The sequence below is a fragment of the Paenibacillus marinisediminis genome (assembly GCF_054343325.1).
Genome location: NZ_JBTGUH010000002.1, coordinates 227,850 through 252,139, shown reverse-complemented (window position 1 = coordinate 252,139; position 24,290 = coordinate 227,850). Strand labels below are relative to the sequence as shown.

The following is a 24,290-nucleotide window of genomic DNA, read 5'->3' as shown; positions in this document are numbered from 1 at the left end:
TTTTTTGCAGGAAGAAGATTAAGCAACCGGGTAGGATTGGTTACATTCCTGTTGGTGCTGTAATTTTTATGAATACTTAAGTTGATTGGCACTCATACTAAACGTTAAAGGAGCGTGATATCACATGAGTGGAAATGCAGAACTTTTGAATTTTATATATCAGAATTCTCAAATGGGGGTAGATACAATACACCAGTTGATTGGCATTGTCGAAGATGAAAATTTCAAGAAACATTTACATTCCCAGTTGAATGAGTACCAAGAAATTAATAATACTGCAAGGTCACTATTAAATAATAACGGATATGATGAAAAAGGGATTAGCACATTTGACAAAATCAAAACCTATCTGATGATCAACATGCAAACGCTGACCAACAAAACACCTTCTCATATTTCTGAAATTCTAATTATAGGAAGTAATATGGGTGTAATTGATGCGGTGAAGAACATCAAACGATATCAACAGGCAGAACATCAGATTGTAGGTCTCATGGAAAAGCTGTTGAGGTTTGAGGAAAATAACATTCAACAATTAAAAAAGTTTCTGTAAAGATCACCAAGCCATGAGAGGTATAGAAATAGACCATATAGAAGGGCATTGGAAGATAGTAATATCATCAGTGTCCCAAAAAGAGTATACGGAAAAAGGACGGATCTGACTTTATAGACATATGTACAAAATACGGGTTTTGTGAAAGAGTATTAACGGAATATGTCTGAGGCACATCGATCAGCCCTAAATTTGTCCAATTACATATATTCTGAACTTATATTACATTCACCTCAAACTAACCATATTAATTCGTATTTATGTGTGCAAGTTTATGAATTTAGCTCAGAGTTAATCTTTCACCATCTGTATAAGCTAGTTTATGATAATTACTTAATTCTGTGATCCTTTTTAGATTGATTTCAATATGCCTAAGAAATTCATCAATCCAATATCCGTATTGGCCACTATGAATCTTGAAGCATTTCTTGTATTTTTCATTTTGCACTAAGATCATACTTCTAACTTTTGCCTAATTTCAAACTAAATAATTCAAAACACCCTGGAATGATTTCTCCTCAGGGTGTTTCTATCCCCTTTTTCACTTACTATTATATAGTGGAAACTTATCTTCTATATCTCACTTATACTTTCCGTAGTCTTTATCGAAAGAAAGATGCTTAATGCCCCTAATATACTCAGTATGATGACGACAACATCAGGATTGAGATTCATAAATGTTGAAAAATTGGGCAATTGCATGGCAAAGAGCGAACATATGATGGTTGGCACAACTGCCCTTTTCCATATTCCAAAGTAAAAGAGCGGAATAAAACTAGTTAGAGTCGTCATAATCGAGTAAATCACCATAGTGTTCAAATACTTCAACATATCTTGAATTGTAGGCTCTCCATTAATAATGGGATATACCTGATCCACCACATACGTTACCAATCCAGATAAAATAAATGAGATGATGGTGGCCAAAAAGACAAAGAGTGCGATGAACAGTATTTTTGCAGTAAACAGCTTTTGTCTGCTGATCGGATATCCGAAAGAAAGCGAGATGGTCTTGTTCTTATAATCTTCAATAAAGACATGATTGATTAACGATCCACCAAACAACACATAGCCCATCTGGATGAATCCGTTTAGTTCAATGGCTGCAGCATAACTTTGTCCGAAGGCAGGTATAACCTGCTTAATAAAAAATACCGGCAAAAACATAAGGATGAGCATGTAAATGAGTAACTCCATCCAAACGTTTAATTGGTTTAGTTTTCTCCATTCCAATCGAATCAACTTAGTCATTCATCCCACCCCCATTGATTTGCCTATAAAAATAGTCCTCCAATGAACTGGAATGCTTCTGGATCTCTTCTAATCCGATATCATTCACAATTAACAGTTTGGAAATGTCATTTTGAGTGTGAGACAAATCGTAGATTCGAATTCTGTTCCCATGGATCATTTTCATATTGGTTATACAAAGCTCTTTCTCAAGTAAATAAACGGTTTGTTCCACATTCGTTGTCTGTAGCTCGATATAATCAGTATGCTGCTTTCGTATATCTTCCAAACTTACCTCATCGACAAGCATTCCATTCTTGATAACGCCAATTCTGTCTGCAACCTGCTCCATCTCACCTAATATATGGCTGGATAGAAGAAAGGTAATCCCATATTCCTTGTTAAGCATCATGATTAGATCTCGAATATCCTTTATACCAATCGGATCTAGACCATTTGTCGGTTCATCCAGGATAATGAGTTCTGGTTTTACTACGATTGCTCTTGCCAGACCAAGCCGCTGCTTCATTCCAAGGGAAAATTCCTTTACCTTTTTATTCTCAACTCCTCTTAAATGAACCATATCCAGCGCATGCATCATCCCTTTTTCATCGTAATACCCCAAATATTCGCAGTGCAGCTTCAAATTATCTAATGCTGTTAAATGTTCGAACAAAATCGGATATTCGATGATACTGCCTACTCTCTTTAAAACTGACTTGGAGCGCTCTGTTAGCGTCTGATCAAATAATTGGATTTCACCGCTTGTTGGCTTCGTAATTCCGGTGATCATTTTCATAATAGTTGTCTTACCAGCACCATTTTGCCCAAGTAACCCGTAAATTTCACCTTTTCGAATATGAAGATTAATATCTGTTACGAGATCCTTATCCTTAACTCGTTTAGTGAGTCCGGCTGTTTTCACAACATAATTCATCCGGTCTCCTCCTCTCTGTACTTTAATCATACAGATCAGTATTTTCTTATTTCTTTCTCAATCCTTACAAATTTCTTAAGTTTGGAATATGTAACATGAAAAAGAGGATGTTTCCCACGGGCACCCTCTTGTAATCGATTAATACGAGATTCGGTTAAACATGCAAGTAAAAACGGTTTTCTCATAAGGCCTGCTTTTTAAATAGATCGAACCTTTCATGGCTTCCGTTAAGTGTTTCGTTATACTCAGTCCCAGTCCGCTTCCTTGAAAATTCGGATTTCTGGCATCATCTAATGTATATAATCGTTCAAACACCCGATCTTGATGGATCTCATCTATCCCTTTGCCTTTGTCCCAGATATCAATGGCGATAGAGTCTCCATCTTCTCGGATCGTTAAACCAAACACTCCTCCATCACTTCCATAACGAATCGCATTGGAGATTAGATTGCTGAAGACTCGATTTAAGGCTGCTTCATTCCCAAGAATAAAAACATTCTCCTCAGGGATGTTAATTTCTACTTTAAGGTTTTTAGATTGCAAAAGTGCATAATATTCGAGCACATTCTTTCTGCAAACTTCATTGATACAGATTTTACTCAAAGGGAGAATGAAATCATCAGATTCCAGTTTCACAAGATCGAAGAATTGATTCAGCAGCGTAATGACACTAACTGTCTTTTGGTGAAGGCGGAAAGTTACATCGCTCCGTTCTACCTCACTCATACCATGACCTAATTTTAATTGCTCCACATAGCCTAAAATGACTGTTAATGGTGTTTTCAGATCGTGTGACATGTTGGACATCATTTTCCTTAAGCTATCTTTCGATCTCGCATAGTCTGCGATGACCTTTTGATTGCGATCTAACAGGCGATTGATCTGAACGAGGAAGAGTCTAATCGTTTTCTGATCGGTTGGCATTAACACCTTTTCAGCTGATTCATGATCAACTATATCCGATAACTTGTTCAGTATTTCGGTAAGCTGTTTATCCACTGTTCTCTTCGAATGATACTGGAGTCCAATCACGATAAGCAGAATGACAATGAGAATACATAAACTTATGACCATACACTAATCACCTAACTTATAGCCGATTCCCCATATTGTTCGAATGTATTCCGGATTTGAGGGATCTACTTCGATTTTTTCGCGAAGTCTCCTAATATGAACATTAATCACATTTTCATTGCCGTAATAGTCTTCTTCCCATATAAAATGAAATATTTGTTCCTTTGTAAATACTCTGCTTTGATTGGTGAGAAACAGCTTCAAAATATGAAATTCTTTCGATGTGAGTTGTACGGTTTTATCTTGAACTTGCACGGTAAAGGATTCCAAGTCAAGGGAGAGATCTTTAAATTGAATTTTATGTGAAGCAGGGAGTTCTACTGTAGGAACATATTGTGTGGCCCTGCGAATGACGGCATTAGCTCTAGCTACAAGTTCAATCATTGAAAAAGGCTTGCTAACATAATCATCTGCACCAAAGCCAAGGCCTAACGCCTTATCAAGATCGCTTCCTTTAGCGGAAAGAATCAGTACGGGAGTCAAGCTTGTTGCTCTTATCTTTTTAAGCAGCTCCATTCCGCTTAGCTTGGGAAGCATTAAATCCAGCAGGATTAAATCTATCTTATTATTTTCAAATAGAGACAACGCTTCTTCTCCATCAAATGCCGTAAGTACATTATAATTCTCCTGTCTTAGGTGGCTCGTAACCAGTTGACTAATTTCTCGATCGTCCTCCACAAGAAGAATAACCTTTTGCATGTAAGCACTTCCATTCATTTATTCTGATAACCCACGCCAGTGTGCTGGGCTTACTTCATATTACATAGGCTATAGCCGTTTCCAGACAAACGTCATGATTCATAAGCTATTCCCATACTACAACTACTTACCGAAAGGAGTTCCACATGAAAATTCCCGTTACCGGATTCGTGATGGATTCTGGAGATGATGATTTGCATCATTCACACAAACTATATATAACATCTTGGAATGGCAACCCTGTCCACGTACATGGCTTTTCCGGTGTTACTACTATGAATGATGGACATTCACATCAATATTCGAGTTGGACTGCACCTGCCCCTACAGGAGTACCACATGTACATGGATACAATACGGTTACTTCATTGGATCAAGGCCATACGCATATTATTCAGGGAACGACTGGCCCAGCTATTACTCTACCTGGAGGTGGGCATTATCACTTATTTGAGGGCTATACGACAATTAATGGCGCCCACCCTCATTCGCATGCCTATCGCGGTCAAACAGGAAATGTCGTTAGTACTTAATTCAATACAGACACCATATCTGTAAACGAAGATAATATATTCCAAGTTTACGATGCCTCATAAACGATTGCAATTGAATGTTAATGAACGAAAATTTCCTCCACTCGCAATCATAGAGCAACATAACATATATTATGTAAACTATAATTCAATCTGCCCCGATCTCATCAAAAAAGAAAGCTTCGCCCTCATATGAGAGTGAAGCTTTCTTAATTACATTATTCTACTTATCGCTCACCCTAACAACCAGCGGGTGTGAGACCATTACACCATATCTGGCCATAATGGCGGAAGTTCCTTTCCTCAGTGCGGTTACTGCGCCATTTTTATCGATGTCGACCACTTTATTCTCTCCTGTATGGAACGATACCGCATCATCCATTTGAACTTCAGTTCCGCTTTTGGTTATGCCGACTACAGATAGTTGCTGCGTTTCACCTATCTTCATACTAGTTTTACCTTTCAGTATGAGCTTCACAATCTCTTCATTCATAATTGTAGCGCTTGGTGTTGGTTTACTCTCCTGATGCACGCGATTAACTGCTGTTATTACATACGTATAGACTTTACCACGCTCAGCAGCCGTATCTTTATAGGTGATGATTGGATTCAACTGCTTTGCTTTCGGTCTCACTGTATCCAATATGAAGGCTGGATTCGTAATGTCAGGAGCTTCGTTCCCTTCTGCTCGATAAATGACGTAGTAGGTATTGTTGTCACGCAGGTCACCATTCCAAGTAAGCTGTACTCCTTGATGATCTACTAACGCAGTCAGCACCTTAGGCGCAACAGGAGGCGCGACATTCAACCATGGCATCTCTGGAACTAATGCCTTCGTCCGATAAAGCTCCTGCTTTAAACGATCGGTTGAGCCTAACGGATTAGCTAACACATCTTTTGTACTAAAATATATACTGCCATCTGCCATTTTACCGCTGCGCAAATAGTTAACTTGATTCGGTAATTCTTCTGGATTCAACCACGCGGGATCACCAGTCGTCCCTACCTTGTAGGTGGCATGGCCGACATATAGTTGGGTTCTAGTTCCTTTCGTTTCATTCGTCCACCAATCAAGTACCTTCTCATATGCTGCAGGTGTAAAGCCAAAGCTCCAATAGATCTGCGGAGTTACATAATCAATCCATCCCTTGCGAACCCAGAGTCGTGTATCCGCATATAGATCATCGTAGGTTTGAACACCAGCGCTCGTATCCGACCCTTCAGGATCAGTAGACTTATTGCGCCATACTCCGAAAGGACTAATACCAAACTTGACATAAGGCTTCGCCTGTTTAATCTTAATAGACAACTGCTCAACAAATGTATTTACGTTGTTGCGGCGCCATTCATCTTTGCTGCTAAAGCCAGCACCATATTGTTCAAAGGCTTGCTGATCTGGGAAATCAACACCTGCCACTTTGTAAGGATAGAAATAATCATCAAAATGAACCGCGTCGATATCATATAGCTGAACAGCCTCCATGATGCTATCTGTAACGTATTGTTTTACAGCTGGAATGCCTGGATTCAGATACAATTTTCCTCCATAGGATACAACCCAGTCCGGATTCTGACGTACAGGATGATCCTTTACCAGCTTATTGATATCTGGCTGCATGCTGACACGGTACGGATTGAACCATGCATGGAATTCCATATTCCGCTTGTGTACTTCTTCTACCATGAAGGCAAGTGGATCATAGCCTGGATCTTTACCTTGTTCCCCAGTCAGCCATTCGGACCAAGGTGCGTATTTAGATGGATAGAAGGCATCAGCAGTCGGTTTAATCTGAACAACGACAGCATTCATTCCGATCTCTTTCAGTTGATCAAGCAGATCGATAAAGTCCTTCTTCTGTTCTTCCTTCGTCACCACACCTGCTTGTGGCCAGTCGATATTGACAACTGAAGCGATCCAAGCGGCTCTAAGCTCTCGTTTTGGTGCTGCTTCGGATTCATATACGACAAGCGTTGTATAATCCTTCTTACCATCCACTGTGGCTGTTATAAGGCTCACTCCTACTTTTAATGCAGTAACATTTCCTTGTGAATCAATCGCTGCCACACTAGGCGCGCTGCTGCTGAATGTGATGGCTTCTGTAATCTCCTTTTGATCGCCGCTAGTATAAGTGCCAACGACTTTAGCAGCAAGCGATTCACCCACATGCATCGCCCTCAAACCTGACAGCTTGATCTCAGCTAGCGTCGGAATTGGGGCTGTAACCTGTAAAGTATAGGATGAAGCTGATGCGCCGTAAACGGCTTGAATGACCGTTTCACCAGATTGTAGTGCTGATACAACACCATTTGGATCTATCAAAGCAATATGTGGAGCTGAGCTGGTGTATTTAATGTCATTAAGCATCTTCACTGGCTTCGTTGTGCCCTCGTAAAGGGCAAACGTTTCAGTTTGATTTATCATGCCGATCTCCAGACTAGGTAACCCATAGAGCTTCAGGGATTGCAAATGCGGTGCAACCTCTGTCACATTCACCTGGTACGGTTCAGAATATATGCCTTGATGAACCGCTTGGATCGATGCTGTACCAGCAGATACAGCAGTAAGTGATCCATCTTGATTCACCCGCACGATATCCGGATGGCTGCTAATAAGCTGAGCTTGGTGACTGACATCTAGCGGGGCTGCCACTCCACTCTTAGCAGCGGAGATACGAACAGTTTGACTTTCCATAAGCTGCATCGGCTTGAGACCTTGGATCGTGACTTCATAAATATTGGTGCTGCCGCTCACCGTCCGTATATCATCAAATAAGATGGCACCAGCATTCTTGTTCAGATCATTCGTTTCTACAACATAGATCTGATTGAGTCGTAATGGAGCTGCGGCATTTGCCGGCAAATCAGCCGTTATGTAACGCCATCCTTTCCAGTTCAATCCCCGGCTTGCCGTAAGGTCGATTGTAGCTTTAGCACCTGTCGCATCTTGTATCAGTGCGCGAAGCCAATGAGATTGACCGTCTCCATAGACCCATAATCCAATTTGTGTTGGATTATCTGTCATAGGTACGCCGATAGAACCATCTTGAGCCTTGAAGTTCAGATAGGCTGCGGATGTTCCCGTTGTTCCTGTAAAATCATAGTTTAATTGGACAGCCTGATTGCCGTGCATGACGGGATAAGGTCTGGTTGAGGTTTTCAATGTCACCGATCCCAGTACAGCTCTAACTGAAGATGCCGATAAGTGATTCGTCTGTTCGAAGTCTTCCAACAGTGAGGACATAACATTGGAGGCAAATGCGTTGTTGACTGTAGATGAAGAGGAAACAGGCAATTCGAGTGAATAATCCGGTTCAATCTGCGGCATCCACTCTGGTGGTCCTTCGTAGTTAATCTGGATATCAGTAGTGTCCGAGTTGCTAGAACGTGATTGTGATGCCGCCGCCGAAATGTTGACAACACTTGTGAAGAATAAACTAGTAATGATGATTGCTGTTAGCCATTTCCGTCTTAATTGATGAGGAACATTCATGATTGAGCCTCCTTCAACATGGGATCTGGATTTCTATTCGCGAAATAAAATTTCATTTTTTATTTCATTGATAGTATAGAAATTTCATGCAGGCTTGTACATAGCGTAATAAGCACATCTGTGTCGTCTTTTGTAGAAATGATCAAATTAATCCAATGGACCTAAAAGGGTTCTTCAAAAAAATAGCGGCAGTCTAGGACTTTATCTTCCCATCCCAGGCTACCGCTTTCAACCTTTCGTTCAAGGACTAGACTTCAGTAAACTATTGCGATTCGCTGAATAGCGTACAGTCACGGAAGCATGGGTTTCGTCAAGCAAAGAGAGTCGCAGTTCCAGGTTAACAGAATGAGTTGTATCTCCGAATAAAGCTATTAAAATCTGTGGATCGACCGTGATGCTCCATTCCTCCAAAAAGTCTACAGGTAAAGTTCGTCCATTCGGCAAAGCTGTCAATGTATCCAGCTTGTTTGGATGACCATCAATCGTACTAGGTTGGCCATGCAGTTTACCCAGTTCATCTCTTAACGACTTACTGACATCAAATGCGTCCTGATGGTTGTTAAACCGATATTGCAGTGCCATCAGAACATCATTATAGAAACCGAATTGCACTTGACTCGAATGACCGTATACTTGAACAGGTTGCTTCAACAGATAGTCCGTACTGTTGGGACTTAAAACTGTTTTGTCGACATTTTCTCCTGTATTCAGTGATAAGGATGCAAACACATCCTTTTCTGATGAACCGAATAAGGTATAAAGCTTGGCAAAACCACCCTTACCTTCTCTTTGAATGGACTGGCTTTGACAAGAGACTAAAGTGCCTCCAGCAAGGATTAAGATTAATATGAGGCAGGAAATCCAAGCGGCTGATTTTTTGGTCTGATTGTGAAAAATCAACCAAAAACGCTCCTTCATGATGCGGTCCCCTCCTAGGAAAGAAGTAGATAACGCCAAATCTTTAGTAGCCTTCTTTTTCATATAACGAATGATGGTATTGGCATAAACTTGTCGAATGCGAACATCAGCATGCTTGATCACACGGCTGTCTCTTTCGAAGAGAGAACAAGCCTTTTTGGGGGCGATTTTGCCGGTATTGTATATTGGTTTTCTAACGTACAGAAAGATTACAGATTTATTTAAGGACGTTAACCATACATAGTTAATATCTATTGGTGTATTCGGGACGGTAATCTTACTCGATATATGGACATCAGGTCGCGAACAGGTTGCTAAGAGGAGAAAGATTGAATTGGCGAAGATTGTAGTTCACAGTATATAGCTTACTTAGAATTCGAGAGCATGGACTGATCCGCTATAGTTCAAACCATGCTCTTCTTATATAACTTTCAACAAGATTAAGTCCAGATGTCAACGATCGGGATTCCGTTCTCCAGCCTGTATCGAGACTCAGCTATCCAATCCTTAAACCATTGATTGTCTGAATTGCTGAAGTTTTCATCGCCGTCATAGTTGCGGAAGGCTCCGATATAAACGATTAACTCCCTTAACTGCAGGAATAGAGGAATCTGTTGTAACCAGTAATCGTCTAACGTATGCACCGAACGATAGCCCTCCATAAAGTGCTTCATGAAACGCAAAGCTTGTTCTTCCCTACTCGCTCTTCCTTCATCGCCACCATACACATAGACAAGATAATATAGTTGTATGGCGATATCTTCCACAAACCAGCTATACTGTGCCTCATCAAAATCAAACAATGTGATCTTCCCCTGCCCATCGACACAGAAATTCCCGACATTTATATCTCCATGTATAAGGCCAAATGACGCAGCATCCTGCGGCAGTTGTTGAACCTTGCTCACTATCTCATAGTAGCGATCCTTTATTCGCAATTGCGAGTCCGGCAGAATGTTAATATGCTGCAAATAATAGTTTTGACTCCAATCATCCCTTCTTAATGTATTATCATTAGGTTGATAGCGACTTGATAGAGCATGTATTCTCCCCGTTATTTGCCCTAGTCTGGAATAGAGCATATCGTCCTGAAGGCATTCGGGATATCCAATCTTGCTTCCTTGTGCTTTTTCGAAAGAAGCGGCTGTAAAGTACATCCCTTGTGCTTTGATCACTTCAGCAAGTCTGCCATCGAGTGAACGTATCGGTTCAGATACTGCTATACCGCTACTTGCTAAGTAGAGAATCCAATCTAATTCGGCTTGAACTAGATTAGAGGATCGATGAGCACTAGGCGTGAATCTTAAGATGTAGGACTTGTTGTTATGCTGATACTCGTATATAAAATTTTGAAAGCCTCCAACGAATTGTAGTTCCTCCATGCTCGTTCCATATCTAGCAGCGGCTGTTGCAGCGATCTCATCATTGAAGATTGCCTTAATCGAATGTTCCATGATGTAAGTCCTCCGATATATCGATTACTCAAGATAGCGAGCATACAGTTGCATCCACGCAGGCCAATAGCCTAAGCTGACTGCTAACTGTCTTGATTGCAGATTATGTAATGAGGTTGAATAATAAGGAATAATTCCCTCTTCTAAAATGGCTCGAGTTAAACGGCCAACGATTGCTTTTCCGATTCCTAAGCCTTGATATTCTGGAAGCACGTCCACCCCGATCTGCCACATGGTATCACAATCTGCGGAAGCCCCTGCTATGCCCACGGTCGCTCCCTTATATTCAGCAACTGCTGCTAACATATCAGGACGATCACTGTTCGGGTTAAAGGTGAGAGCATGTTGAAATTGCTTATGTGCATATAGGCTGGATACTGTATGGCAATCATGAATTGTGATTGTAACATCTCGAGGAATATTAAGATCACGGAGATCCTCAATCGTACATACATATTTTAGATCAGGACCAGCGAGATATTGGTTGTTCTGTCGCAAATAGTTGTCTATTCGACCCATCGTATGTACCGAAAATAGCTGATCTCGCGATATCTGACCTAATTCATGTTGAGCCCAAGCCATTCTTTCTTCGTTGCATGAGATAGCTGCTCCTTTTCCTAGAGTCAAGATCGATAGAGATTGCTCACGGTATGGGAAACGAAAGCCTCCAGCATGTTGTTCTGCTCGATGCACAGACACATGATCAGACAGTAGATCATGTGTCGAACAGCTGAGATCTGCTGCTAATACCGATTGAACAGACTGAATAACGCATTTCTTGTTGGTTACGTCCATCCTCATATCCTCCCCCATAAGGATGGCTGTTCCGCATGATGCTAGAAACAGCCTAATTGATAGAAAAAAAGCAGCCTTCAACTCCATAAATCTTAAGAGTAAAAAAGCTGCTGCTAGTAATGTTGTGTTTCATAGATAACTATTCGATTATCAAATTCTTCTCCGCCATCTCCGACAGCTGCTGCGTGTTCCGATTAATATGCTGTACGGTTGCAGACAGTTCTTGAATCGAAGCGACTTGATTGTTCGTGTAATCATGGATTCCTTGGAACGCTTGCTGTAGATTACGAATCGCGATCTGCATATTCTTCGTAATGTCATCAATCTGAATTGCATTATTCTTCGAATACGTTGCTAACTTGCGGATCTCATCGGCCACAACTCCGAAGCCGCGACCCGCATCACCTGCACGTGCAGCTTCTATCGCCGCGTTCAAGCCTAGTAGATTGCTCTGATCAGAGACTTCCTTAACAACGCTCGATATCTTCCCGATCTCCTGCGCGCCAGAGCTCACATCATTCATATAGTTAGATACTTCTTCTAATCGACTAGCCAGCTCCACGACAGAGTTCGTGATCGAGGAGAAGGAAACAGCGGTTTGTTCCACGATAGAGGATAAATCTTCTGCAACATGATAGAGCTCATTCGCCTTCTCTAAGCTCGTCCCGACGCCAACACCGCCAATGACTTCTCCTTGCTGATTTTGAATAGGAATAACACGTGAAGCAAATGGTACACCGAATAATTCCTTCGGTACTATACCTGATATTTCTTTATTATTGCGAATGGCATCTGTCAGAATATCTCCTTCCAACAGCGGCTCTTCAGGCTTAAGATTCAGTGAAAATGTCTTGGCTGGAACGGAGATCATCAGCCTCTCCGTGTTGTATACACTAACAGATATATCGTCATGCATTAATTTGTTCAAGTATGGCGCTACTTTTGCGAATGCTTCTATTAACTCGGTGTCATGCTTCTTATAATCTGCAACGTTTTCCACTTTACCACAGTCCTATCCTTAGTAGTTTCGAGATTTAACCTATTTATGTATGATCATTTACCACTTTGTCAATTACAGTAATGCGAGATATTAATATAAAGTTAATCTACATGTTATATTTTTTCAATGCCTTATCAAACAATCTATACACATTCTGAGCAATTTCTACTTTCTCCGGTAAATCTCGCAGCAACTGATTGAAATACTCTCTTCCAGAATCCGTAATTTCATAGTATCGATTATATCGGTTATCATCTTCCCATTGACTAGTGGCATGCCCCTTCTCTGCAAGCACCTTTAAGCGCTTCGCTAGATAAGAATCGTTCACGCCGACTCCACTCAGCGTTTGAATGATTACTTGATCGATTTGCTTTCCATAGCGTCTGCCTTTCTGCAGTTCAGCAAGGACGATGAAGTCGATGACTTGCTGAACCTTCACAATATGGCCAAGCGATTGTTCCTTCTCAACAGGCTTCTGATTTCTCATCTTCTCACTCCTTGTGCAATAATAGGCTAGGTGAGCGCTGATAGACTAAGGATTGTACTCTCTATCTTCAATATATCACATAAATAAGCAAGCAAATAACACGTGCTAGGAATATACGTGTTTGCACGTGTTATCTTGAGGCTAATATAACGTGTCTATCATCCATATTACTTCCGCATCATGATCCGAATCTAGGTCAAAATTATGTTATCAAGGATGGAAATTCAACTTGAATTCAAGTTGTGAAAAAAATCCTCTCCCAACGATCAAGGTCGTGTGGGAGAGGACTTTTTGGATTCGCGAGCGACGCGAAGCGGACCGTACAGCCCTTATTTCTGCGAAAACGCTGTGTTTCGCGTATCTCGCGGACACAGGAGACGTTATTCGCTATGAAACGTACTATTTCCAACGAAAAAGGTGTAAATAGCGGAACCACGGTCCGCTAAGCTATCGAATTAGCCCAATATGGCTCAAATAGCGGCCTGTGTGTCCACGACACTATCATTAATGCCATTAAACATTTCCGAATTTCCTCATAACCTGCTCACGAATTAGGCCTATATACAATATTAATCTTCTCCGACTGATAGCTCGGTCCGTAATAAGCGGCATCAACCACCGCACAGGTCAGAGCAGTCGTCATCAGTGTACGTTCTAACGGGATCGGCGGCACACCTGACATCATTAACTCCTCAATCTTCTTGGTAAAATGCTCAAAATGAACAAATGGACGATCTAACTCGCTGTTATAGAGAACAGCTACCGTTTCAGCTTGCTTCGTGCGGAAGCTTGCCGCCCATTGTTCAACTAGCTTTTCAAGCTGTATCACATAGCCCTTTAAGCCATTTTCATAGTTGATGACCATAAGAATTGGGTTGGAATCAAGCAAACGCGGGTGAATGGCAGGAAGATTTGGGAATAGCTGCAACGTTTGAAGCAATAAGTCCTCTGGCCATTCCTGGCGGTCCATGCTTTCCCATACTTCAGGTCCTTGCATGAATTGTACTGATAGTACCCCGGACTCTCCGCCTTCTCTTTGCTCTGCCAGCGATTGCAAAACTTCCAAGGCGTGAAAGCCATAGGCTTCAAGTAATGTTGAATGACTGAGGACTAATATTTCGGTTACAGAGCGCAGCTTATTCGCATCAAGTGGAGGAACTATTTCGGTATGTGGAATCGATGAACCCCCCATAAACGGAATACCTCTACTTTTCAATTGCGTATACATCCATACAGCATCCTGATAATCGTATGAAAGATGCTTATCTGAGAATATCGGCACTATCAATTGAAGCTCATCCAACGCGATCAGCGTTTCTTCGAGCATACGCCGTCTCGGATACATCATCTGCCCCTTTTCATTCAATGGGTAGGCTCCATGCTCGCCGATTATGATAACTCCGTCGATTGGGCCGGTTCCATGCTCATTACGAATCGCTTCCCGAATCGTTGAATAGATCGGGATTCCCAATCTAGAAGCCGCTTCTCGGCTCATATCGCTAGAAGGTACTTGATCGGTGTAGATCGAGACGACTTCAATCTGCGGCTCATAATCGAAGTCGCCCAACAACCGCCCTAAGATAACGTCGGCATGTGAATTATAGCGGTATTCTGTTACAATAGCCGCAACTCGCTTACGGTTCGGATTGTTAAAATTGCCCTTCAAGTTAAGCTCGGTCATCTGCTCCGCTCCCCTTTGTTCATAGCATGAACCGTATGAATCAGCCAGCTCGATAAGCTTGCAATGATCGTGTCCAGATAGATTCGTCCTCTTTCTGCAGTTGCAGGACGTGCGGAGTCCGTGAATCCGTCATATCCTGTCAGCTCACCATGCCTGCCGATAAAGGAACCAGGAGGACCGGAGTTAATCCACTCACGGCTAATATGCTCATCTTCGATCCGATCGGCTCTAACGAGCTCTGGCCGAATGGCCATGATCGCTGACGTTTCAAACCCGCCCGCATGCCCAGGCACCATCCCTACTTCACGCGCGTTGATCGAACGCAGCGCTTCACCTGCAACGCTCCAATAAGAAGCAGATGCCGTCCAGATGGGATGTGCGACAGCGAGATCATTGGCTGTTTGTGTCATTATCGGATCATTGCCGCCATGCGCATTAACGAAGATGATCTTGCGGAAGCCGTCCTGCACTAAGCTTTCACCGATATCCTTCAGTACTCGCATATAGGTGGAGGATGTGAACGAGATGGTACCTCCATAGGACAAGTGATGCTGCGAACAGCCAATTGGAAGCACCGGTGCAATCAGAATGGGAACTTCACGTGCAGCCTGCTCACCTGCGCGATGAATGATATGCTCGCAGATCAGACTGTCCGTGTACACAGGAAGATGCGGACCATGCTGCTCAGTCGCCGCAAGTGGAATCACAGCAGCGCAGCCTTGGGCCGCGCGTTCTGCAATCTCTTCGCGGGTGCATAGATGCATGAGATAGTTCTTCATAGATGGAACCCTCCATCCACTGTGAATAATGCTCCTGTTGTATAGGAGGAGGCATCTGAGAACAAGAAGCAGGCCATTTCATTGATTTCATCTGCGCTGGCACTTCGTCCAAGCATGGAATTGTTCTTCATGGCTGCCTTTTCTTGCTCCGACTGAACGGCTAAGCTCTCTACTGATCTAAAATCACCGGGCACGAGCACGTTAGCTCTTATTCCATGTTGGGCATAGTCTAGAGCGAGTACTTTGGTAAATTGGTTAATGCCAGCTTTGCCGGCTCCGTACGCTAGGCAGCCCTTTGAAGGGATCTGTCCGAGAATGGAAGACGTGTTGACGATAGATCCGCCGCCAGTCTTGATCATTAACGGCAGCGCATATTTGTTCACGACGAATGTGCTTGTCAGCGTTCCGCGAATCGTAGCGTCCCACTCCTCCATCGTCAGCTCCAATACGGGCTTCCATACATTCGTATGAACGGTGTGATAAGCCCCGTCCAGTCTTCCATAAGCGCTTTCAATCTCTTCAACTATGGAGATCATATCCCTTTCTTCGCACACATCCGCCTGCTTGAAGCGAAATCTCGTCTCACCATACTGATCAAGTAGATGTAGGAGCTCTGGAAACGTATCGATCGGGATGCGATCGCAAGCGTACACGATAGCGCCTCTATCCAAAAACATCTTAATAGCGGATCGTCCCAAATTGCCTAATCCGCCAGTGATCAATATAACCTTGTTATTCAGCACTTGCATCCAATCACCTTTTATCATCAGATTACGAATCAATAAGATTCATTTACGGCTGAAAGTTCAAGTCCTAGATGCAAAGTAAAGTTAAGCGTCTACGTGGAGTAAATACGAACCTCATACAATGAGGCAGACGCGTCGCCGTTCGTGGCAAGCACCGTCAGTCGCACACGATTCGTCTGAACGGGCTGTTCCAGTCGAATCGTGGCCTTTCGCTGATAATTGTCACCTATACTGCCGATCTCAAGCCATTGTCCTTGTAGGAGTGCTTCTGCTTTCACATCTCTAGGACACTCCGGATCGCGGTAGAAGGCTGGATAACTGCGATAATCGCGAAGGATATATCCAGGGAAGGTCAGCTCAATGGTGCTGACTTGAACGGGTTCCGTCCAGGCAAGCTCGATCCACTGAGGCATCGACTCAGCGGGGTCCGAGCGCCATTGATTGGTGCTGCGATATGGCCGCGTGACGCCGCTTATCACCTGATTGGCGCCATAGCAGGCTTGTTCCGGGATGATGCGGAAGCTCATGGTCAGTCCATTGCCGTATTTACGCATCTGGCCGTTCTGAAGATCATACGCGCTGACATGTCCAGGTACCACCTTGTCAGCGGCGTGCCAACATACGAGTGGATTAGCCAGCAGATCTAATCGTATGTAACGACCTTTTAGCTCGGATACATCCAGGTCTGTCGTCCAATCGATCCATTGGTGATGACCGGGACCGACTATAAGTTCTGCTGCCGCCAGAGCTTCCCCTGGCTCTGTGCGGTAATCCCATATATGCTCAACGGCATAGAGGCGAGCTTCAACCGTCTGAACGGCGTCGGACAAGTTGCTCAGGCATAATGAGAGCTTGTCGATGCGTTCAGCGCCGACAGCAATCCATTGTCCTCGCCTTTTGGCCAACGCTTCATCTATTCCCAACACAGCTTGAAGCGATGGCTCGGCACCTGACAGCTTAGCCTCGCTGCTCGCATATACAGCAGCCAATCTAGCTAGATCTCCTGGATCCTCGTTACGCGTATTAAGTAGAAAGCACCCATCACGAAGCAGGGCCTGTTGAACTTCATGGACGGCTAACTCTGGCACTTGTCTTACGGACAATAGTCCATCCCGATTCGCGATTGCGGCCGCTGTTCCCGCCGCCTGCCCCATCAGAGCCGTAGTGCCTTGAATCCGCACTGTGCCGAGGGCAGCATGTGTCACGCTGACATTCCGCCCAGCCATCATCACATTGTTCATTCCCTTCGCGATCAATATGCGAAGCGGGATGCCGTACGGGCCAACGTAGGTTCTAGCGCCGTAGCTGCTGTCATGCCCATCCTTAGTCGTTCTCTCGCTGAATGGAGCCAGCAAGCCGCCTGGCTCGTGCAGATCGACAAACCATCCGCCATAGGCGATTTCATCTGGAAACACCGTTTTCTCCAGCGGATCATGCTCAGTCATCCAGTATTCGCCTACGATACGACGGCTCTCGCGCTTACCGGGCACCTGACCAATCCAGTCCAGCGCATAGTTCGCCGATATATCCTTGAACTCGCTGTCACCATTTTTAATCCAATCCCATATCCCCATCACATGCCTGGTCAGCTCATGACGGAGTTCCTCATTGTCATATATCGTGTGCCAAGGAACCGATAGCTCGATCCACCAATAGCCGCTCTTTGTATCTCCCGGCCAGCGGCCCTGCTTGTAGAAGAAATCTGGATCCTCATACTTTACCGCCCAATTAGGCGCTGTAAAGGGAACAGGGCGTCCCATATCCTTCGCCTTGAAATGGATGGAGTTGCCCATCACCGCGTCACTGGCCTGTAACGGCGCATGCGGCTCGTTGTATTCATCTCGTCCTTCTGAACCCATGCGCCACTCACATCCAGCAAACGCCGCGACAATGCCGTCGCCTGTGCAGTCGATGAACGTATGGGCTCGCAGGATGAGCTCCGTTTCCGCATGATGAACTTGGGCGACAACGGCCTCAACAGTCAGCTCATCCTTCATGAGCACACCTTTAACTGGCGTATTCAGCCGAAAAGTCAAATTCGCAGTAGCCATTGCCATCTCATACTGCACCATGTCCCAGACACTGTTGATCCAGCCATTATCACCTGTCGGATCCTCATGGTTTCGCGCTCGTTCCTCAATGAGCAGCTCAGATATAATACCGGTTTCCCGCGCATAGGCATGAGAGCTTGCAGCTCCTTGCGGAGGCACACGAATCTCCGAAGAACTGTTGCCGCCGAATACCGGACGATCCTGTACTAGGCACACCTTGGCACCATGCCGAGCGGCGGCGACAGCCGCGCATAAACCAGCAAGCCCGCCGCCGCAAACGACGATATCATATGTCTCTTCGATCCTGCGATATGCGGATCGCATCATCTCGTGTGAATTCACTCTGCTCAGCTCCTAAGTTAATTTAGGATCTTGTGCTCTTGTCACGCTCTCGACAACTTCGTCACCCGTGCCAGCTGTGGAACCTGCACCCTGAACTCGCACACCCGTAAAACGAACCACGCTGCCGTACTCCTCGCCTGAAGCAATATGCAGGGAATCATCATCTGGAGAGTATGCGATGCTGGATATATAATGAATGCTCGCCCACTCCGCATCGATAGCAGACAGCTCGCCATTATCTTTTAATACGCGAGGTCTTCCTAGATCAACAAAGCCGCTTTCGCTCTCATAGTGAAATACGTGCCCTGCATCTCGAATCCCCCCATATACACCTGCGACTTCCCGATCATTCAGCTTGATGAAATTTCGCAGCTGTCCGCTGGAGTACAGTCTGCCGTACGATCGCCGTCTTCTTAGATCCGGAGATAGCGTAAACAGCATGCCATCGGTTGTACCTGCCACAACCGTTCCATCTGCTAATACGGCGCCGCCTGTAATCGTGGCCTTAAACGATCTTCCCTGAATCGATGAAGATTTCACTTCAAGTTGATCACTACACGCAGTGTCGATATCGTAGAGCAGGATGTCATCATTGCATCCGGATAACAGCAGTCTGCGATTGCTCAGCGGAATCACGAATGAATCTGCTGTATGCAACGCTATGTTATTCAACGTTCGAACATTACAGTCTCCATTGCCTATCATGTAATCTATTTGATGCAGAGCTTTATCTGTACTGCTAGCCAGAATTTCTCCTGAATCAAGTTGCAGCTGCAGCTTTGCCAGCTCGATTTCCGCTGGCAATGGAATGCATTTCGTACAGCTGCCTGACAATAGATCGACGATTAAGATGTGACGATCACTCGTTAGAACAGCTATTGTTTGATTATTTATGTCGATACAGGATATGGGCGATCCACCTTGATACACTGTTGTTATGTCTAACAGCTTACCGTTCGAACTAGCTTTATAATCGGATTCAGTCAGCAGCACACGGTCTTTTCCGCTTATACAATAAATTTTGTCATTGATAGCCCGCACATGGCTGACTGCTGTATCCCGCCAATCCATATGCTGGTGCAGCGGCAGCGTGCGTGTCTTCTTTGCAACAATATGCATATATGCGGGAACACCAACACCGTTGTAGCTCGGTTCATAATAAGGTCTGAGTGGTGCCGATGGCGCATCAGGTCCTGGAGGTGACAGCCTATTCACGTCAACAGCAAGAATATAAGGCGAGAATTCACCGCATACATCCACCATATGAAGCCAGCCTTCACGATCAAAGATCATTTCACAAATGTATTGTGAATCCTTCCCGTTCGGTATTACCAGGCCTAGGTTCTCCGGCTTTCTTCCGTTCAGAATGTCCCATCTGACCAACCGGATCGGGCTATAGCCGTCATTCGTCTTGAGGCCGTAATACAGAACAAACTGATCATCAGCCGCTAACCCTCCGATACCATAAGGTTCCACCGGAATCTGCTCCGGCAGGTGGATATGGCCATGTCGAGTTACTTCTAACGTCTCGGTATGAATCTCTATCATTTCACAATCTACGTTATCAACCATAAGCAAGCTGCCGCGAGGAGTATGAAGTCCAAATATAAACTGTCTTCGATGTCTATGACCATGCGGCGAATGGAAGCTGACCTTAAGATCGGTGACCGTCTCTGACTCAGGGTCGAATCTCCAGATCCCGCCCGTATAAGAGCTTCCGTAGAAACGTCCACGATCATCCTTGATCAAGCGGCAGGACGAGAATTCGGACAGCTTACCGTAATCCTTCACTTCATTCGTATGCAGATCCAATCGATAGAGATGGCCTCTCATATAGCCTAGAAAATAGTAGTATCGCGGATCATTGCCCAACATGCCGCCATATATGCTCTCCCTAGGAACTGGAATACCTCTAGTCTCTACTACATTCGTATCCGGATTCACGATCATGAGAATGGAACCGGGATAGCCTTCCCACGGATGCTCATAATACTGCTCGAACATCCACTGCTTATGCCCTGGCGCAGGGGCTGTATTATGCGTCGCCATGATCAATCTTCCATCTGGAAGGAAATCGATGCTTGTATGTATCTTGCTAGGGGGCATCTGCTCTGCATCAACGATCCAAGCCTTTTCAACATCAACTATCAATCTAAGTTCGCCGGTTGTTGGGTAATACTCGTACAGCAAGGCAGTTAACGGTTTCTCATTCTCTCCGCATACACTTATGTAGAAGCGATCATCAGGCGATCGTACAAAGTCCCATACCGCGTTATGTCCTTTTTCATTAGGCAGCTGTACAAAGCGCGTGATATGCTCAGGAATCGCGGCAAGCAGATTAGAAGTCATCTATACCCCTCCAACTTAGCTATCGTTAAGCAAATTCTATCTTTAATGCCATATATAGTCAATTTAATTTTCATATATGATTATCTTTTTCTTATCTGTGAAATGAAGTGCGTGCACGGATCGTGAATAACAGGAAGATTTCGCTCGGTTCTCCCATTTTCACATAAAAAAACGACCGTTCTCAGCCTGCACTGATCACGATCGTTTCCACATCATAGCTTAGTTTTGCAAATACAAACGGTTGCTTATCTCGCTGCATGCGTTCACAATGCTTTGGAGCGCATTCTCCCATAACATCTCGGTTATACGGGCTTGTGGTATCGACACACTCACGGAAGCAACCACATTGCCTTCCATATCGATAATAGGTCCAGCTATGCAATGTACTCCCTCAATTGATTCACCATAATTGTAAGCGATATTCTCAGCGCGCACTTTAATAAGCTCAGCCTTCAGTGCTGAGACGGTCGAGATCGTCTTACTAGTATAAGTCAGCAGCTGCTCGTTAGGGTATAAAGCGTCAAATTCAACGTCTGACAGCCGAGACAGCAAGATCTTACCCGAGGCAGACGCATGCAGAGGCAGTACAGATCCTAGATTGTTGTTGAAACGCAAAGGCTGCGCAATCTGCTTCTCCGCGATGTACACATTGTTGTCTCCACTGCGAATGCTCAGAAACACAGTTTCATTCAAGATCTCTGCAATCTTGCTTGCTGAGCGATAGAATTCCTTCGTCAAGTCCGTATTGAGGCGATGCTTCACTCTAATCTCAAATATTTTATTGCCCAGCTGAAAGTTTTTGCCGGAGCTATCCGTCTCCAGATAACCTCGACTCAGCATATTTTGCAAGATTTGATAGGTGCTGCTGGATGGCATATTTAACGACTTCGCAATCTCTGTAAGTGTATAGGTATCCTTCTCTTCCGTAAACAATTCAAAGATGTCCAGCACTCGGTCGGCAGATTTAACTTTAGGTGATGGTTGTTCCATATGGAATCCTTCCTCTTCTTCCATAGTTACATGAATATAGTACTTTTGGATAATAATTGACCATACAATAATCATTCTATCAGCAATTACATACTTCCGCTATATGAGCATGTGTACAACTAACTAATATTGTAATTTTCAATAAAATGCACTTAAGCCGCATCTTTTGTTACTATTCATCAAAAGTCATATATCCAAAGTATTCGGGCTTATGAAAGTCAATCGCTTTTGTGGGCGACCATGCCAGATACTCTCGAGTCCCATCTTCCTGTTCATCGATTCGATATAGATTAACTCTCCACTGCTTCCTAGCCGAGATTGTGCTTGAGAAGGCATGATGCGGAATCATAATTTCATATTCAAATGAATACATGGAATCCTTCAACTGATACACATTCGTGAGCAAGCCATCAATATTCCAAGCTATATCAAGCTTGATATGTCCAGATAGATTATTTTCAATGACCGCGTCAAATACAACAAGCTTCGGGCTTACCTCAAGCTCGATGTATCGTCTTCCATCCCCTGCTTCATCGATGAAGATCTCTACGACATCCTCATCATAGATCGGATCGTCCCGGTTGATATAATTCGAGACGATATAATCGTCCTCGCAGCGGAATAAGAAACATACATGCTCTGAAGTCCAGCATGCCTTAGCTGCTGTTGACATCCGGGCAGGTGCGCCAGACGCAGTCTCGACAAGCATCATCTCCTCCATCTCATCCCAAGGTATACCGTTACTGTGATCTGGATGAAGCTCGACTTTTTTACAGGTATATTGATACTTTGCCTCTTGCATCCTCCACCTCCGCTTATCCTTTCAATCGACCCAATACACGGTCAACCGCTTGAAGAGTCTGATCGACGTCGGCATGAGTGTGCGCGGTTGAGATGTACCATAATCCGTTCATACGCAGCAGCACTCCTTCACCAAGCATGAGCTCGGCAAATCGAGCATACAGCCCGGCATCCCTAGTGTTGAACGTTTCAAAATCATTCACTTGATCTGCTTCTGTGAACATCATGTGCATTACAGGTCCTGCTTGGTTGACGACGCCCTTAATTCCGTACTTCTCTAGACTATCGCGTATCCCATTCGCCAATGTAACGAATAACTCCTCCATAACCTTGAATGCGGAGCCATTATCCTTAGCCAATTCTGATATCGTCGCAAGGGCCGCTGAAGTCGCAACGCAGTTGCCGTTTAACGTTCCGAGATGACTCACTCGCCCATCATCGATCAGCTTCATCAGTTCAGCGCGTCCCGCAACAGCGCTGATCGCGATTCCTCCGCCCATTGCTTTACCTATCGTAATGAGATCCGGCATGATGCCGAATCTTCCATGCGCTCCCCCTAATCCGAGACGGAAGCCTGTAATGACCTCATCAAGTATTAGCACAATGCCATGCTCTTCCGTCAATCGGCGCATCTGCTCCAAATAGCCGGGCTTAGGCATCAAGCAGCCTGAATTGCACATGACAGGCTCTGTTATCACTGCGGCAATCTCGTCAGCATTCGCCCGCAGTGCAGCTTCTAGCGCGTCAGGGTCGTTCCACGGAAGCAAGATGATATCCTCTAAGCTGCTGTTGCTTTGTCCCATCGTTCCCGGGAGAACAGAACCTGCTCCCTTCATGTCACCGGTCTGGATGATGCCTGCACCGGGAAATGAAGTGTAAATGGAGTCGGACCAGCCGTGATAATGACCGTGGAAACGCACGATCTTGCGTTTACCCGTGTATGCGCGCGCTAAGCGAAGCGCCAGCATGACTGCTTCTGTACCAGAGCCGCTGAATGCTACTTTTTCCGCACACGGCAGAACTCCAATTAATTGCTTCGCAAGATCGATCTCTCCCTCATGCTGCAAACCGTAGGTATAGCCGTTCCGCATTGCGGCCGTGATCGAGGCAGTCAAGCCTTCATGAGCATGCCCTAATATTAGCGGTCCGTAAGCCAGCATATAGTCGATGTACTCGTTGCCGTCTACATCGCGGAGCTTCGCTCCCTTGGCGGATTCCACATAGATCGGAACCGGCTTCATGGTTGCACGAAGCGAGCTGGCCACTCCACCGGCTACATAAGCTCGTGCTTCAGCATATTTATTTATCGAAACGTTGAAAGCTGCCATTATGCTTTGCCTCCTTATGCTAGGTTCGAAACCCTTAATGAAACTTTGTATGA

At 44.5% G+C, this 24,290-nt stretch carries 20 protein-coding genes; 2 read left to right on the top strand and 18 right to left on the bottom strand.

The genetic code is table 11. The features are described from left to right. The first annotated feature begins 124 nt into the window (after positions 1-124). A complete protein-coding gene (locus ACXX53_RS06945) occupies positions 125-553 on the top strand; it encodes a hypothetical protein (RefSeq protein ID WP_458567905.1) in 429 nt (142 codons plus the stop codon). Positions 554-1,126: 573 nt separating this feature from the next. Here the strand turns inward: ACXX53_RS06945 and ACXX53_RS06940 are convergent. The 4 genes from ACXX53_RS06940 to ACXX53_RS06925 all read right to left on the bottom strand — a co-directional run bounded on the left by ACXX53_RS06940 (position 1,127) and on the right by ACXX53_RS06925 (position 4,493). After that, entirely contained in the window at positions 1,127-1,804 is a 678-nt protein-coding gene (locus tag ACXX53_RS06940) for an ABC transporter permease (protein WP_458567904.1), read from the bottom strand. Then, positions 1,797-2,720 carry an ATP-binding cassette domain-containing protein gene (locus tag ACXX53_RS06935; RefSeq protein WP_458567903.1) on the bottom strand — a complete coding sequence of 308 codons (924 nt, stop codon included), beginning with the start codon at positions 2,718-2,720 and terminating at the stop codon, positions 1,797-1,799. Before ACXX53_RS06935 ends, ACXX53_RS06940 begins: the two co-directional genes overlap by 8 nt. Positions 2,721-2,858: 138 nt before the next feature. After that, a complete protein-coding gene (locus ACXX53_RS06930) occupies positions 2,859-3,794 on the bottom strand; it encodes a sensor histidine kinase (protein WP_458567902.1) in 936 nt (311 codons plus the stop codon). A gap of 3 nt (positions 3,795-3,797) precedes the next feature. Further along, positions 3,798-4,493 carry a response regulator transcription factor gene (locus tag ACXX53_RS06925; RefSeq protein ID WP_458567901.1) on the bottom strand — a complete coding sequence of 232 codons (696 nt, stop codon included), beginning with the start codon at positions 4,491-4,493 and terminating at the stop codon, positions 3,798-3,800. A 146-nt stretch (positions 4,494-4,639) separates the two neighbouring features. Here ACXX53_RS06925 and ACXX53_RS06920 point away from each other — a divergent pair, with 146 nt between their 5' ends. Further along, a complete protein-coding gene (locus ACXX53_RS06920; RefSeq protein WP_458567900.1) occupies positions 4,640-5,026 on the top strand; it encodes a YmaF family protein in 387 nt (128 codons plus the stop codon). Between the two features lie 223 nt (positions 5,027-5,249). On the opposite strand, the gene ACXX53_RS06915 is transcribed toward ACXX53_RS06920, so the two are convergent. The 14 genes from ACXX53_RS06915 to ACXX53_RS06850 form a co-directional block, all read right to left on the bottom strand. Next, positions 5,250-8,516 (bottom strand): family 10 glycosylhydrolase, encoded by a 3,267-nt coding sequence (locus ACXX53_RS06915; protein WP_458567899.1) that lies wholly within the window; start codon positions 8,514-8,516, stop codon positions 5,250-5,252. 240 nt (positions 8,517-8,756) lie between these two features. Beyond that, complete coding sequence (locus ACXX53_RS06910; protein ID WP_458567898.1) at positions 8,757-9,557, bottom strand: hypothetical protein; 801 nt, start codon at positions 9,555-9,557, stop codon at positions 8,757-8,759. Positions 9,558-9,874: 317 nt separating this feature from the next. Further along, positions 9,875-10,888 (bottom strand): phosphotransferase enzyme family protein, encoded by a 1,014-nt coding sequence (locus ACXX53_RS06905; RefSeq protein ID WP_458567897.1) that lies wholly within the window; start codon positions 10,886-10,888, stop codon positions 9,875-9,877. Positions 10,889-10,912: 24 nt separating this feature from the next. Next, positions 10,913-11,683, bottom strand: a complete 771-nt coding sequence (locus tag ACXX53_RS06900; protein ID WP_458567896.1) for a GNAT family N-acetyltransferase — start codon at positions 11,681-11,683, stop codon at positions 10,913-10,915. 139 nt (positions 11,684-11,822) lie between these two features. Continuing rightward, positions 11,823-12,683 carry a methyl-accepting chemotaxis protein gene (locus ACXX53_RS06895; RefSeq protein WP_458567895.1) on the bottom strand — a complete coding sequence of 287 codons (861 nt, stop codon included), beginning with the start codon at positions 12,681-12,683 and terminating at the stop codon, positions 11,823-11,825. A gap of 106 nt (positions 12,684-12,789) precedes the next feature. Further along, the gene (locus tag ACXX53_RS06890) at positions 12,790-13,170 is read right to left on the bottom strand and encodes a PadR family transcriptional regulator (RefSeq protein ID WP_458567894.1); all 381 of its coding nucleotides are present in this window, start codon (positions 13,168-13,170) and stop codon (positions 12,790-12,792) included. Positions 13,171-13,714: 544 nt separating this feature from the next. Continuing rightward, a complete protein-coding gene (locus ACXX53_RS06885; RefSeq protein ID WP_458567893.1) occupies positions 13,715-14,851 on the bottom strand; it encodes a hypothetical protein in 1,137 nt (378 codons plus the stop codon). After that, the gene (locus tag ACXX53_RS06880) at positions 14,848-15,630 is read right to left on the bottom strand and encodes a creatininase family protein (protein WP_458567892.1); all 783 of its coding nucleotides are present in this window, start codon (positions 15,628-15,630) and stop codon (positions 14,848-14,850) included. The genes ACXX53_RS06885 and ACXX53_RS06880 overlap by 4 nt, the downstream gene beginning before the upstream one ends. Then, positions 15,627-16,397 carry an SDR family NAD(P)-dependent oxidoreductase gene (locus tag ACXX53_RS06875; protein WP_458567891.1) on the bottom strand — a complete coding sequence of 257 codons (771 nt, stop codon included), beginning with the start codon at positions 16,395-16,397 and terminating at the stop codon, positions 15,627-15,629. The genes ACXX53_RS06880 and ACXX53_RS06875 overlap by 4 nt, the downstream gene beginning before the upstream one ends. Before the next feature lie 71 nt (positions 16,398-16,468). Next, a complete protein-coding gene (locus tag ACXX53_RS06870; RefSeq protein ID WP_458567890.1) occupies positions 16,469-18,769 on the bottom strand; it encodes an FAD-dependent oxidoreductase in 2,301 nt (766 codons plus the stop codon). A 12-nt stretch (positions 18,770-18,781) separates the two neighbouring features. After that, positions 18,782-21,118 (bottom strand): hypothetical protein, encoded by a 2,337-nt coding sequence (locus ACXX53_RS06865; protein WP_458567889.1) that lies wholly within the window; start codon positions 21,116-21,118, stop codon positions 18,782-18,784. 219 nt (positions 21,119-21,337) lie between these two features. Further along, a complete protein-coding gene (locus ACXX53_RS06860; RefSeq protein WP_458567888.1) occupies positions 21,338-22,183 on the bottom strand; it encodes an IclR family transcriptional regulator in 846 nt (281 codons plus the stop codon). Between the two features lie 97 nt (positions 22,184-22,280). After that, positions 22,281-22,910: a carbohydrate-binding family 9-like protein gene (locus ACXX53_RS06855; RefSeq protein ID WP_458567887.1), complete on the bottom strand. Its 630-nt coding sequence runs from the start codon at positions 22,908-22,910 to the stop codon at positions 22,281-22,283. Between the two features lie 13 nt (positions 22,911-22,923). Next, entirely contained in the window at positions 22,924-24,237 is a 1,314-nt protein-coding gene (locus ACXX53_RS06850) for an aspartate aminotransferase family protein (RefSeq protein ID WP_458567886.1), read from the bottom strand. Positions 24,238-24,290: the final 53 nt, after the last annotated feature.